This window comes from Nocardiopsis sp. TRM 82005 (genome assembly GCF_056312425.1).
Map to the genome: position 1 here is coordinate 19,753 of NZ_JBWDTQ010000003.1, position 12,910 is coordinate 32,662.

The 12,910-nt window shown below is 71.7% G+C and carries 10 protein-coding genes; 5 read left to right on the forward strand and 5 right to left on the reverse strand.

Features of this window, described 5'->3' with window-relative positions:
- Nucleotides 1-71: 71 nt before the first annotated feature.
- The 5 genes from AC0T5L_RS01330 to AC0T5L_RS01350 are packed head-to-tail and all read right to left on the reverse strand — an operon-like array spanning nt 72 to nt 5,619.
- Complete coding sequence (locus tag AC0T5L_RS01330) at nt 72-1,373, reverse strand: DUF58 domain-containing protein (RefSeq protein ID WP_476163465.1); 1,302 nt, start codon at nt 1,371-1,373, stop codon at nt 72-74.
- Nucleotides 1,373-2,356, reverse strand: coding sequence for an AAA family ATPase (locus tag AC0T5L_RS01335; RefSeq protein WP_476163466.1), 984 nt, complete (start codon nt 2,354-2,356; stop codon nt 1,373-1,375). Before AC0T5L_RS01335 ends, AC0T5L_RS01330 begins: the two co-directional genes overlap by 1 nt.
- Before the next feature lie 58 nt (nt 2,357-2,414).
- Nucleotides 2,415-3,626, reverse strand: coding sequence for a DUF4350 domain-containing protein (locus AC0T5L_RS01340; protein WP_476163467.1), 1,212 nt, complete (start codon nt 3,624-3,626; stop codon nt 2,415-2,417).
- Complete coding sequence (locus AC0T5L_RS01345) at nt 3,623-4,252, reverse strand: DUF4129 domain-containing protein (RefSeq protein ID WP_476163468.1); 630 nt, start codon at nt 4,250-4,252, stop codon at nt 3,623-3,625. The genes AC0T5L_RS01340 and AC0T5L_RS01345 overlap by 4 nt, the downstream gene beginning before the upstream one ends.
- Complete coding sequence (locus tag AC0T5L_RS01350) at nt 4,249-5,619, reverse strand: DUF7847 domain-containing protein (protein ID WP_476163469.1); 1,371 nt, start codon at nt 5,617-5,619, stop codon at nt 4,249-4,251. Before AC0T5L_RS01350 ends, AC0T5L_RS01345 begins: the two co-directional genes overlap by 4 nt.
- A 419-nt stretch (nt 5,620-6,038) precedes the next feature.
- Here AC0T5L_RS01350 and mtrA point away from each other — a divergent pair, with 419 nt between their 5' ends.
- The 5 genes from mtrA to hpf all read left to right on the forward strand — a co-directional run bounded on the left by mtrA (nt 6,039) and on the right by hpf (nt 12,705).
- Nucleotides 6,039-6,716, forward strand: coding sequence for an MtrAB system response regulator MtrA (gene mtrA, locus AC0T5L_RS01355; protein WP_476163470.1), 678 nt, complete (start codon nt 6,039-6,041; stop codon nt 6,714-6,716).
- Between the two features lie 16 nt (nt 6,717-6,732).
- Entirely contained in the window at nt 6,733-8,550 is a 1,818-nt protein-coding gene (gene mtrB / locus AC0T5L_RS01360; protein ID WP_476163471.1) for an MtrAB system histidine kinase MtrB, read from the forward strand.
- Entirely contained in the window at nt 8,547-10,424 is a 1,878-nt protein-coding gene (locus AC0T5L_RS01365; protein ID WP_476163472.1) for an LpqB family beta-propeller domain-containing protein, read from the forward strand. The genes mtrB and AC0T5L_RS01365 overlap by 4 nt, the downstream gene beginning before the upstream one ends.
- Nucleotides 10,425-10,559: 135 nt before the next feature.
- Nucleotides 10,560-11,291, forward strand: a complete 732-nt coding sequence (locus tag AC0T5L_RS01370; protein WP_476163473.1) for a ComF family protein — start codon at nt 10,560-10,562, stop codon at nt 11,289-11,291.
- 742 nt (nt 11,292-12,033) lie between these two features.
- The gene (gene hpf, locus AC0T5L_RS01375; protein WP_476163474.1) at nt 12,034-12,705 is read left to right on the forward strand and encodes a ribosome hibernation-promoting factor, HPF/YfiA family; all 672 of its coding nucleotides are present in this window, start codon (nt 12,034-12,036) and stop codon (nt 12,703-12,705) included.
- Nucleotides 12,706-12,910 lie beyond the last annotated feature (205 nt).

Sequence of the window (12,910 nt, forward strand, 5' to 3'; positions counted from 1 at the left end):
GCACGGAGACACCCTTCGGTGGGACGCCCTCGCACGGACCCCCACGAGGCGTACCGCTCCTGGCCGCATCCCTACAGCCTTCCCTGCGCCTTGAGGTTGATGTAGGCGTCCGCCAGCGCGGGCGCGATGTGGTCGGGGCCGGCATCGACCACCTCCACACCCATCCGGCGCAGCTCGGCGGTCACCCGGCGCCGCTCGCCCAGCGTTCGCTCCGCGGCGGCCGCCCGGTACAGCGCGTCCGCACTGCCCCGCTCACCGGCCATCCGGTCCACCGCCGGGTCGTTGACCGCGGCCACCATCAGCAGGTGCCGGGAGGTCAGTGAGGGAAGCCTCGGCAGCAGCCCCTCCTCCAGGGCGGTCGCGTTCAGGTCGGTCAGCAGTACCACCAGCCGCCGGGTCCGTCCCTGAGTTCCCAGGACGGTCCCCACCAGCCCCGCCGGGTCGGACTCCACCAACTCCGCCTCCAGCGGCGCCATGGCCTCCACGATCCGGCCGACCTGGCTGCCCTTGCCCGAGGAGCGCACCTGGGCGCGCGTGCGCCGATCGTAGGCCATGAAGTCCACCCGGTCACCCGCCTTGCCCGCCAGCGCCGCCAGCAGCAGGGCCGCGTCCATGGCGTGGTCCAGACGCGGGGTGTCGCCCACCCGACCGGCCGAGGTGCGCCCGGTGTCCAGCACGATGAGGATGCGCCGGTCCCTCTCGGGCCGCCACGTCCGCACCACCACGCCGTCGCCCCGAGCGGTGGCCCGCCAGTCGATCGACCGCACGTCGTCGCCGGGTACGTAGTCGCGCAGCGAGTCGAACTCGCTGCCCTGCCCGCGCACCATCGCCGTGTGCTGGCCCTCCAGTTCGCGCAGACGCGACAGCTTGCCCGGCAGGTGGCGCCTGCTGTGGAAGGGCGGCAGCGTGCGCACCGTCCACGGCGCGGGCAGCGTGCGCTGCCTGCCCGCCAGTCCCAGCGGCCCCACGCTGCGTACGGTCACCCCGGCGGCCCGGGCGTCGCCGCGCCGCGTCGGGGTGAGCGTGGTCGCCACCCGCCGCCGTTCCCCGGCGGCCACCCGCAGCGGCTGCCCGCGCGGTGCGGCGTGCGCGCTCGGGGGCCAGGCGTCGCGCACCGCCCCCCGCAGGCGTCGCCGTGTGGGGTTGGCGACGGTGACGTACACCGTCGCCGAGTCGCCCAGCCGCAGCGACGTGTCGCCGCTTCGGGACAGGCGCATCGCCTTCGGGCTCGCCGCCAGCAGCATGTCCAGGGCGAGCACCACCACCAGCACACCCAGGGCGACCGCGGTCGCTCCGGCGCCGATCAGGCCGGACAGGGCGACCGCGACCGTCGCCACCAGCGCCAGCAGTACGGCCCGGCCGGTGACCACCATCAGCGCGGTACCGGGACGGAGGCGAGCACACCGTCCAGGATGCCGTCGGTGGTGGCTCCCTCGAGCTCGGCCTCCGGACGCAGCGCGATCCGGTGCCGCAGGGTGCCCTTGGCCAGCGCCTTCACGTCGTCAGGAGTGACGTAGTCGCGCCCAGACAGCCATGCCCAAGCCCGGCTGGTGCGCAGCAGCGCCGTCGCACCACGCGGGGACGCGCCCAGCTGGAGCGAAGGCGACCGTCGGGTGGCCCGGCACAGGTCCACGATGTAGCCCAGGACCTCGGGCGCCACCCGCACCTTCTCCACGGCAATACGGGCGGCACGCAGCTCCGCGGCGCCCGCCACGGCGGTCACCCCGGCCGCGTCCAGGTCGCCCGGGTCGAAACCGTCCGCGTGGCGGCCCAGCATCTCCACCTCGGCCTCCCGCTCGGGCAGCGGGATGTTCACCTTCAGCAGGAACCGGTCCAGCTGCGCCTCGGGCAACGGGTAGGTGCCCTCGTACTCCACCGGGTTCTGGGTGGCGGCCACCATGAACGGTTCCGGCAGCGCGGCGGGCCTTCCCTCCACGGTCACCTGCCGCTCCTCCATGGACTCCAGCAGCGACGCCTGGGTCTTGGGCGGGGTCCGGTTGATCTCGTCCGCCAGCAGCAGGTTGGTGAAGACCGGGCCCTTGAGGAACTCGAACTTCGCGGTGTGCTGGTCGTAGACGAGCGAACCCGTCACGTCACCCGGCATCAGGTCCGGGGTGAACTGCACTCGCTTGTGGTCCAGGGACAGGGCCGCCGACACGGTGCGCACCAGCAGTGTCTTGGCGACACCGGGCACGCCCTCCATCAGTACATGGCCGCGGCACAGCAGTGCCACGACCATAGCGGTCACCGTCTCGTCCTGGCCCACGACCGCCTTGGCCACCTCGCGGCGCAGGGCGACCAACGCCGCACGCGCCTCGTCGGCTGATGGCAGTGCCTCGGGTGTGAAGGCGCTCACGTGCCGTCTACCTCTCTCGATACCTCAGTGGTCGTTCTCCGGTCCGCGCGCGTCGGCCTCACCGCAGCCTCCGGGCGCGCTCGTCGAGTTCGTCGGCGAGCCTGACCAGCGAGTCGTCGTCTTGCGCGTACGGGTCGGGCAGCCCGGGGCGGAGCAGCTCCCGCAGGTGTCCGGGGTCGTCGCCGGTCCGCTCCGCGATGGTCGCCACGACCGCATCGGGCGCGGCGTCCGCGCTCAACCCGAGCTTGGGCACCGTCCGCTCCAGGAACCCGGCGCGCAACGCCGTCGCGGCCCGGTCCCGGGCCTTGCGCGACTGGTACAGCCCCGCGCGGCCCTCGGTCGTCTCCGAGGCACGCACCACCACGGGCAGCGACTCGGGCACCAGCGCGCCCATCCGGCGGCCCCGCCACAGTGCCAGCAGCGCCAGTGTCGCCACGAGGGGAACCAGCGACCAGCGCAGTCCCAGCGGAAGCAGCTCCCACAGGCTGGAACCGCCCTCCTCCTGGGGCGGGTCGGGGCGCAGCCACACCACGTCCTCGGCGGCCATGAGGTTCAGCGACAGCGCGGCGTTGCCCCCGGCGCCGAGCGCGGCGTTGGTCAGCGGCCGCCCGGTGCCCAACACCGTGGTGGTCGTCCCGTCCCCGCGCACCTGGACCAGCGCGTCGCCGTCCCCGCCCGGGTAGCAGCCCACGGCGTCGGCTCCGGAGGGCGCCGTGTACAGCTCGCCGCCGACGTGGGCGCTGCCCGCGGCCTCGGCGGCCGACAGGCCGCACTCGGGAGGGTAGGCGGTCTCCAGGAACTGGCCGCTCCCCTCCCGTCCGGTCATCTCGGTCCCGGGCGCGAACGCCTCCAGGGACCGCGTGGACGGCTGGACCAGGACCGTGTCCACGTCGAGGGCGGCCAGGGCGTCCAGCTCCTCGGGCAGCAGCCGGTGGTCCAGGAAGACGGCCAGTACGGTGTCGTCCCCGGCGCGTGCCACGGCCTCCTCGGCATCGGCCGAAGAGCGCACGACGTCCACGTCGCGGTCCTGCTCCAGTACGTTCACCAGCGCCCGCGTGCCGTCGGGGGAGACCGAACCCGGCTCCAAGTGTCCTGTGGGGAACTGCTCGCTGCCCAGCGACAGCAGCACCGACACCACCACGAGCAGGGTGATCACGGCGGCCGGGGCCCGGACCGAGCGCCACACGCTCCGGGCACGCGAGCCCTCGGGCGGCGGTGCGTGGCCGGCGGCGGGCGTCGGGGACGGCGCGGGCGCGGCGGTGGCCGTCATCGCCGAACCCCCTCGGCGGGCCGGGCGGCCCGCAGGCGCTCGTCCAGCTCACGCAGCACGCGCACGGAGCCGGCGGTCGCCGGACGGTCGCCGTAGGCCACGTCGTTGAAGACCCGGGCGCCCTCGCGCAGGCCCTCGGCCTCGCCGGGCAGCACGTCGGAGGCCTCGGCGGCCAGCTCGGTGGCGGTACGTCCCGCGCGCGGCGTGATGATCGCCCTGTCCTCCAGGTCCACGCTGATGGCCCTCAGCCTCTCGGTGACGGCGGCGGCGAACTCGCCCGCGGCCTCGTGCCCGTCGGCGGCGGCCCGGTGGTCGGCGGCCGTCATCGGGGTGCCCTCGTGCACGGGCACACCGGTCGCGCCGCCGCGGGACGGGCGCAGCCAGACGACCAGCCAGACCACCAGGGCCGCGACCAGCACGAGAAGCGGCCCCAGGACCATCCAGCCGCCGAGGAAGTCCGGTGCCCCCTCCGCGAACCCCGCGAGCAGCTCGTCGAGCCAGGCGAGGAAGCGGTCGATCAGGGAGGGCTCCCGGTCCCCGTAGAGGGGATCACTCAGTTCGTCGATGGCGCGGCGCCGCCCCTCCTCCCGGGTCACCTCCCCGACGGCGGCGGGGTGTGTCCTCACGTCCGCGGCTCCGGCATGTAGATCTCCGGGCCCGCCTCGTAGCCCGCCTGGGCGGCCTCGTGCAGCCTCAGGTCGAGGCCCTCACGGCGGATCCGCAGGTCCACGTAGAGCAGGGTGTTGACCCCGGCGGCGAACGGCTGGGTGATGGCGTACACCAGCACCGTGCCCACGTAGGTCAGGGCTCCGGTGGCGACCACGGTCCAGGTCGCGGTCGGGTCGACGAAGCCGAACACCCCGGCGGCGATGCCGAACGGCATGTTGAGGATCATGCCGACCACGAGGACGAGGAGCCCGGTCAGCAGCCAGTAGCCGAGTGTGCGCCACCACTGGTCCTGGGACAGGCGCCAGGAGCGGGCCATGGCCTGTCCGGGGCCGAGGCGTTCGAGGACGACCAGCGGCATGGCGTAGTAGAGCCGGATCCAGATCCAAAGGCTCGGTACGGCGACGGCCGCCAGCGCGAGGAGGAGGACGAGGACGCCGATGGCGATCCCGCCGCCGGCGCCCGATTCCATACCGACGATGACACCGAGCACGATCGCGCCGATCAGCCCGACCGTGGCGGCGATCCACATCGCGAACTGGATGCCCAGCTTGATCAGGGCGAGCCCGATGACCGCGCCCATCCGGCCGCGCGCGGCCTCCCACGCCTGCCGGGGCGTGAGCCGGTGGCCGAGGACGGCCATGCCGATCGTCGCGGCGAGCAGTCCCAGCACGACGAATCCGCCGAGGTAGACGAAGAGTTCGCCCAGGTACACCAGGACGATGGTCAGCGGGGAGCCGGGGAAGAGCGGTGCGCCCGTGTCCATGGCCGCGGGGTCGGCCACGACCTCCTCCAGCCAGGCCGTGTAGTCGCCTATGAACCATGTCGAGGCCAGCGTGGTCAGGACGGCGGCGATCGCCATGACGATCAGCGACAGACCGACGGTGGTCTTGGGGTTGGTCCGGATGAGGCTGAACGCGCCGTTGAGGATGTCGCCGAGGGTCAGGGGCCGCAACGGGACGAGGCCGGGTTTGGGCGCGTGGGCGACGCCGGGGGGCATCGGGGCGCCGTAACCGTACTGCTGGCCGTACGGGGGCTGCTGCCCGTATCCGGGCGGAGTACCGGGAGGCGGTCCGTACCCGGGCTGTTCGCCGTAGCCCCGTTCCCCGCCGTGGCCGTACTGGCCGTAGCCGGGGGCCTGTCCGTACCCCTGCTGCTCGTGGCCAGGAGCCTGTCCCCGCTCCTGGCGCCCGGGGGGAGCCTGCCCCTGTCCGGGCGCCGACCAGCCACCGGGCTCGGACGGGGGGCCGGCCTCGGGAGTTCCACCGCCGTCCGGCCCACCCGGGGGGTTCCCCGACGCGTCCCGGTGGTCGTCCTCCTGGGTCATCTGCCCCGCCCTCCATGGGGTTTGGTCACGCTGCGCGAGCGCAGTCGCGCGATTCCTGCCGTCTGGGAAACCAACCTACCCGCCGGTTGTACCGCTGCCCGGCGAGGTTCGGGGGTATGCAGGCGTAACCCACTCACTTCATTCCTTTTGTATGCTTTCTGTTATCAACAGGCCAAGTCGTGAAGGTTCGCGGGCCAGCTCAGCAGGGCCGACGTGCCGATGGCCGTGACCGGTCCGCGGAGACCGAAAAATATCGACCACTCTCCCAACACCGCCTGAAGGTGGCAAGGTGGGGAGACGAAGTAGTTCCTTGCGTCGAGGGCGCACCGAACGTTTATGCCGCTTGAGTGTTTCCAGAGAGAGGAGTAGGCGCCGCCTACCCGCCCACGGGCGGGTCGACGCCGGTGCCGGACACACCGATGAAGGGACGTGTACTGGTTGTCGACGATGACCTCGCCCTCGCCGAGATGCTCGGTATCGTGCTGCGGGGCGAAGGGTTCGAGCCTTCGTTCGTGCATGACGGGGACAAGGCGATGGAGGCCTTCCGTGAGACCAAGCCCGACCTGGTCCTCCTCGACCTGATGCTGCCCGGGGCCGACGGGATCGACGTGTGCCGCCAGATCCGCGCCGAGTCCGGCGTGCCCATCGTGATGCTCACGGCCAAGAGCGACACCATCGACGTCGTCCTGGGCCTGGAGTCCGGCGCGGACGACTACATCGTCAAGCCCTTCAAGCCCAAGGAGCTGGTGGCCCGCGTCCGTGTGCGGCTGCGCCGCACCGAGGAGCCCGCGCCCGAGGTCCTGCAGATCGGGGACATCACCATCGACGTCGCCGGGCACGCCGTGCGCCGCGACGGTGAGCAGATCAGCCTCACCCCGCTGGAGTTCGACCTCCTGGTCGCCCTGGCCCGCAAGCCGCGCCAGGTCTTCACCCGAGAGGTGCTGCTGGAGCAGGTCTGGGGTTACCGGCACGCCGCCGACACCCGCCTGGTCAACGTCCACGTGCAGCGCTTGCGCGCCAAGATCGAGAAGGACCCGGAGCACCCCGAGGTCGTCGTGACCGTCCGCGGTGTCGGCTACAAGGCCGGTACCGCCTGATCCAACCGAGTCGCACATGACCGCAGGTACACCCGAGGAGGAGCGGACAACCGATTCCAAGGTTCAGAGTCCGCCCTCCGGGTCCTCCGAGGCCGGGGGGCGCTGGCGTGACAGCGGCACGGGCCTCACCCGTGCCTATCTGTTCGCCCAGCGTGCCGCCCGCGCCCTGGTACGCGGCGTTCACACCAACTGGCGCCGCTCGCTGCACCTCAGAGTCATCTCCACCACCCTGGTGCTGTCCCTGGTGGTGATGCTGGGCCTGGGATACGTCCTCGTCTCCCAGGTGAGAGGCGGTCTGCTCGACGCCAAGATCGCCACGGCCGTCACCGACCACCGCGCCGGCCTCAACTACGCGCTCGTCGAACTCCAGGAGAACGAGGGCGGCGACCGCGACCGGCTCCTGTACAACATCACCAGCGAGCTCACCAGCCGCAGCGGTGACACCGGGCTGTACGGCGTCGTCATCCTGCCGTCGGTGGGCGACCAGACCGGATGGGCCACCGGCGACGAGGAGAGCGTCCCCCAGCGGCTGATCGACCAGGTCGGCCAGTCCGAGGTGAGCGAGCAGCAGTACCACACGTACACGCGCGTCACGGCCGAGCAGGGCGGCTCCGAGGAGCCCGCGCTGGTGGTCGGTGCCCAGCTCACGTACGCCTACGAGCTGTACTACATCTTCCCGCTCCAGCACGAGCAGGAGATCCTCGACCTGGTCCAGCGCACGGTCGCCCTGGTCGCCGTGCTGCTGGTCGTCCTCCTGGGCCTGATCGCGTTCGTCATCACCCGGCAGGTGGTCAGCCCGATCCGCGCGGCCGCCCAGTCCGCCGAACGGCTCTCCTCCGGCGACCTCGCCGAACGCATGACCGTGCAGGGCGAGGACGACCTCGCCCGGCTGGCCCTGTCCTTCAACGACATGGCGGGCAACCTCCAGGAGAAGATCCAGGAGCTGGAGGAACTGTCCAAGCTCCAGCGCCAGTTCGTCTCCGACGTCTCCCACGAGCTGCGCACCCCGCTGACCACGATCAAGATGGCCGGGGACGTGCTCTTCGGCGAGCGCGAGGATCTCGATCCCACCATGCGCCGCTCGGTGGAGCTGTTACAGAGCCAGGTGGAGCGCTTCGAGGAACTGCTCTCGGACCTGCTGGAGATCAGCCGCCACGACGCCGGGGCCGCGACCCTGGGCGTTGAGTCGCTGGACATCCGGGACGCGGTGATGAGGGCCGTCGGCGACGCCGAGCAGATCGCCGAGCGGCGCGGCATCAAGGTCGTCCTGCGCCTGCCGGCCGAACCCTGCATGGCCGAGTACGACTCCCGCCGGATCAACCGCATCCTGCGCAACCTGGTGGTCAACGCCATCGAGCACAGCGAGGGCCGCGACGTGGTGGTCGCCGCCGCCGGCGACCGTGACGCGGTGGCCGTGGCGGTGCGCGACTACGGGGTCGGCCTCAAGGAGGGGGAGGAGCACTTGTGCTTCGACCGCTTCTGGCGTGCTGACCCGGCCCGTGTGCGCACCACCGGCGGCACCGGCTTGGGGTTGTCCATCGCCAAGGAGGACGCCGCTCTGCACGGCGGTTGGCTCCAGGCGTGGGGCATGCCGGGCCAGGGCTCCCAGTTCCGGCTCTCCCTGCCGCGTCGCGCCGACACCGAACTGCGCGGGTCGCCCCTGCCGCTGGTGCCGCCGGAGATCGCGCTGAGCCGTAACTTCACCCCGCTCACGGGCGAGGGCGGCAATGGCGCGGCCCGTTCCGAGTGGGCCCTCGCCGGGGGCGACCAGGACGGTGCGGACACCGGTGACGGGGAAACCGAACAGCGCGAGGACGAGGAGAAGCTGTCATGAGCGTCCTGGACCGGTTCGGCCGCGCCGCGCGCGTCTGCCTGGCCGCGGCTGTGGCGGGCGTGTCCATGGCGGCCTGCGCGACCGTCCCGACGACCGGTCCCGTCATCCCCGGCGACGGAAACGACTCCGGGGACGACCCCTACGGCGGCTACGTGCGTCGGCTGCCCGCCGGGCCCCAGACCGGTGTGGCCCCGGAGGGACTGGTCAGCGGGTTCCTCAAGGACATGGGCAGCTTCGAGGAAGACCACAAGGCCGCCCGCAACTACATGCTGTCCGAGGCCGACCAGAGGTGGTCCCCGGACGGTACGGTCAAGGTCTTCCCCGACCTGGACACGGTCGACCTGGACACCGAGGTCAGCGGCGACGGGCTCACCGCCACGGTGCGGATGCGCAGCTCACTGGTGGCCACGATCGACGAGGACGGCAAGTACGTTCCCGGCGACACCGGTCGGCTGCTCGACGAGTCCTTCGTCCTGGCCCGCGAGAACGGCGACCCCGACGGGGAGTGGCGTATCCAGAGCCTGCCCGAGGAGCTCATCCTCAGCCAGCTCGACGTGGAGCGCACCCACCGCCCCTTCAACCTGTACTTCTTCACCCCGGAAGAGACCTCTCTGGTACCGGACCCGGTCTACCTGCCGGTGAGTACCGACGAGCTGGCCGAGCGGCTGCTGCACCGGCTCATCAACGGCCCCAGCGAGTGGCTGGACCCCGCCGTGGTCTCCTCCTTCCCGGACGAGGCCGGTCTCGAGCTGGAGGTGGACTCCGAGCGGGCGGCCATCGATGTGACGGGGATCAGCGAGGCTGACGAGTTCGGTATGGGCGCGCAGATCGCCTGGACCCTGCGCCAGTTGCCGGAGATCCAGGAGTTCACCCTCACCGTGAACGGCTCGGCGGTGGACTTCCCCGGAGCCGAGGGCGAGGGCGAGAGGACCGACCGGCCCCGCCCGGGCAGCGACTACTGGACCGACGTGGACCCCGGGGTGGTCACGCCCGACGTCCGCACCTACTACTCGCATGAGGGACAGCTGTGGTCGGCCTCGGACTGGGACTCCGGCACCTTCGGCGACGCCGAACCGGTCTCCGGCCCGCTGGGCTCGGGGGAGATCCCGTTGGAGCGGTTCGCGGTGTCGCTGGACGAGCGGACGGTCGCCGGGATCACCGCGGGCGGCGGCGAGGTCGTCACGAGCCAGATCAGTCCGGGAGCCGCGGCCCGGGAGGTCCTGTCCGACGGGACCTTCACCGAGCTCTCCTGGGACGCCAGCGGTGATCTGTGGGTGGTCGAGGAGATCCCCGACGAGGACGACGAGGAGTCGGAGGAGGAGGTCGATGTCGAGCCCCCCGACCGCGACGGTGTCGAACCCGCGCCGGACTCCACGGCCCTGTGGCTGCTGCGGGGCGGTGACGAGGTGGTCCAGGTCGACCTGCCCGGCCTGCGCGACACCTCCAGCTCGCTGGTGCGGTTCCAGGTCTCCCGGGACGGTACCCGCGCCGCGGCGGTGACCGAGTTGGACGGACAGCGCTCACTCCAGGTGGGCCGTGTGGTGGAGGACGCGGACGGGCGGGTCTCGCTGGGTTCGTTCATCACCCTGGCCCGCGAGCTGGAGGACGTCACGGACATCTCCTGGCGCTCGGGCGACCAGCTGGTCGTTCTGGGCAGCCGCGAGGGCGGCACGAGCCAGGGGTTCCTGGTGTCGCTGGACGGAGGGACACCGCCCGCCAGCGCCGGGACCCCCGTCGCGAGCATGGCGACCGTCTCGGGCGCCCCCGGACAGCCGTTGGTCGCGGGTTCGGACGACGGCAACATCTGGGTCTCCAACGACCCGCTCAACTGGCAGAACGTGGTGGAGGGCAGCTCTCCCACCTTCCCCGGCTAGCCGTTCTCCCGTGGGCGGGCGACGCGCCTGGCCGGACGGGGGCCGGGCGGCGCCGCCCACGGGCGTGCTCCGCGGCTGTCCACAGGCCTCGGAAAGGGGCTGGCGGCGGTCGGCCCGGGAGCCGATCCTGGATTCATGGACGGTCGGACCCGCCACACCGGCGTGCTGCGATGGGCGCTCGCCGCGCTGCTCGATCTACTCCTGCCGCACCCCTGCGCCGGGTGCTCGGGCCCTTCGGGGCCGCTGTGCGCGGACTGCCTCACCGTACTGCGGCGCCGCCCCCACCGGTGCTCGCCCAGGCCGGGCTGCCCTCCTGCCTGGGCGGCCGGTCCCTACGCCGGGTACTACCGCAGGGTGCTGCTCGCCTACAAGGAGGGCGGCGCGGACGCCCTGGTCACACCGCTCGGAGAGCGGCTGGCCGCCGCCTACACCGCCTCGGGGCTGGCGGCCCCGGGCACCCTGCTCGTCCCCGTTCCCGGCCGTGGTCCGCCGCACGGCTCCCATGCCCCGGTCACTCGGCTGGCCCGCGCCTGCCTGGCGGGTGCAGGCGGCGCGGACGCCGGGAGGGTGGCGCCGCTGCTGCGCTACCGGGGCCGCGTCCGGCGGCAGGCCGGCCTGGGCCGTGCCGAGCGCCTGGCCAACCGGGTGGGCGCCTTCGTCGCCGACAGTCCTCCCGCGAAGGACCGTGCGGTGCGCGACGGCGCGGCGGTCGTGGTGGACGACGTCCTCACCACGGGCGCGACCGCGGCCGAGGCGACCCGTGCTCTGCGGGTCCGCGGGATCAGGGTGGCGGGAGTGATTGCTCTCACCGAGCGCCTCCCGGACGGTGCACCCGGCGGGGCAAGAAGGTTTTACGAATCCCTGTGAACAAGAGAAAAGTCCATGTCCGCAAGGATTTGCGATGGTTACCAGCGAGTTGGGCAGGTGATCACTACCTGACATCCTCGTCAGGACAGGTTACGGTCACGGTATGGCACCCGTCCGGGTCCGTGGTTGCGTCGGAGAGTTTGAGCCCCCGGGAACACCGGGGCGCCACTTCGGCAAGCCGATGCCAGGCGCAGGCGAAACGGCCCACGTAAGGCGACTTTTCGTCGACCGATCACGGTGCGCCTTAGAGGTAAGCCCTGCCCCGCGGAGGGTCCAGATGTCCCTCATGACAGGGAGAAGAGCAGTAGTCGCGTATAAGAGCGGCGACACTCTCAGCAGGCGGATGTGGGGACGAAGACCAGGTCGGCCGGACGGGTGGCATCCCATCGCCCGGGGGCTCGCCAACGACGAGCTCCCGGGGGCGATCTCCTCCACCACCGCCCGGGACCGCCCTGCCGTGGCCTCGTGGTGGACGCCCGGAGGATGCCTTGTCCCAACCGTGCCAGAGATCCCTTCTCCCAGTTCGGGAAGTTCGGGAGCTGTCACCAATCGTGTCCGTGAGGCGCGTGATGACGGCGCTCCTGATGGGTATACGCACTTCCAACCAAGCCGTGACCCCTACAGGACAGGGGCACCAGCGGAAGGGGGCTAGCGCGACACCCTTTCGTCCCCCTGCCGGCGGAAGGGATGCAGAGCAGCCTGGCTGTCGTCTTCACGGCGGCCACGCGATGAAGGGGGTCCTATGGACATCATCGTCAAGGGTCGACGCACCGGTGTGAATGAGAAGTTCCGACAGCACGTCGACAACAAGCTCGACAGGCTCTCCAAGTGGGAGAAGAAGGGCATGGCCGTCGACGTGGAGGTGTCCGAAGAGCGCAACCCCAAGCTCGCCGACGTCCGTGAGCGGGTTGAGCTGACCATCCGGACCAACGGTCCGGTCATTCGCAGCGAGGCCGCCGCCGCGGACCGGTACGGCGCCCTCGACCTCGCGATCGACAGGATCGAGGCCCGTCTTCGCAAGGCCGCGGACCGGCGCAAGGTCCACCGCGGCAACCATCGCCCCGTCTCCGTCGCGGCGGCCACCGCCGATCTCCCCGGAGACATGCCCTCAACCACTGCCACCGCCACGCAGGCGCCCCCCGCCCGAGACAGCGGGGAGGAGGAGACTGACGGTACCGAGGTGGGCGGCAGGTTCTCCGACGAGTTCGTCGAACTCGACACCCAGGGAGACGGCCCCCTCATCGTGCGGGAGAAGTTTCACCGGGCCAAGCCCATGAGTATCGACCAGGCGCTGATGGAGATGGAACTCGTCGGCCACGACTTCTACCTCTTCCACGACGAGGTCAAGGACGCCCCGAGCGTCGTCTACCGGCGCAAGGGCTTCGACTACGGCGTGCTCCGACTGGTCGACTAGGGAGTGTTCTTCGGGGATCCGCTCCGCCCCGCGGATCCGTACCCCCGACAGGACCGGGGACCGCGCCCATGCGGAGCGGTCGGTGTCCACCACCGTCTGGTGGGGCTGTCCGCACCCGACGCCTCCGGCGCGGTTCCCGGTCCTGTTCCTCCTTGGGGCAGTGTCGTCTTTGGGGCTCCGCTCCGCCCGCCCGTCGCCCTCCACC

Bases quoted from the DNA above. Each gene is read 5' to 3' on its own strand.
- AC0T5L_RS01330 (WP_476163465.1), bottom strand. From the start codon at position 1,373: ATGGTGGTCACCGGCCGGGCCGTACTGCTGGCGCTGGTGGCGACGGTC.
- AC0T5L_RS01340 (WP_476163467.1), bottom strand. From the start codon at position 3,626: ATGACGGCCACCGCCGCGCCCGCGCCGTCCCCGACGCCCGCCGCCGGC.
- AC0T5L_RS01350 (WP_476163469.1), bottom strand. From the start codon at position 5,619: ATGACCCAGGAGGACGACCACCGGGACGCGTCGGGGAACCCCCCGGGT.
- mtrA (WP_476163470.1), top strand. From the start codon at position 6,039: ATGAAGGGACGTGTACTGGTTGTCGACGATGACCTCGCCCTCGCCGAG.
- mtrB (WP_476163471.1), top strand. From the start codon at position 6,733: ATGACCGCAGGTACACCCGAGGAGGAGCGGACAACCGATTCCAAGGTT.
- AC0T5L_RS01365 (WP_476163472.1), top strand. From the start codon at position 8,547: ATGAGCGTCCTGGACCGGTTCGGCCGCGCCGCGCGCGTCTGCCTGGCC.
- AC0T5L_RS01370 (WP_476163473.1), top strand. From the start codon at position 10,560: ATGGACGGTCGGACCCGCCACACCGGCGTGCTGCGATGGGCGCTCGCC.
- hpf (WP_476163474.1), top strand. From the start codon at position 12,034: ATGGACATCATCGTCAAGGGTCGACGCACCGGTGTGAATGAGAAGTTC.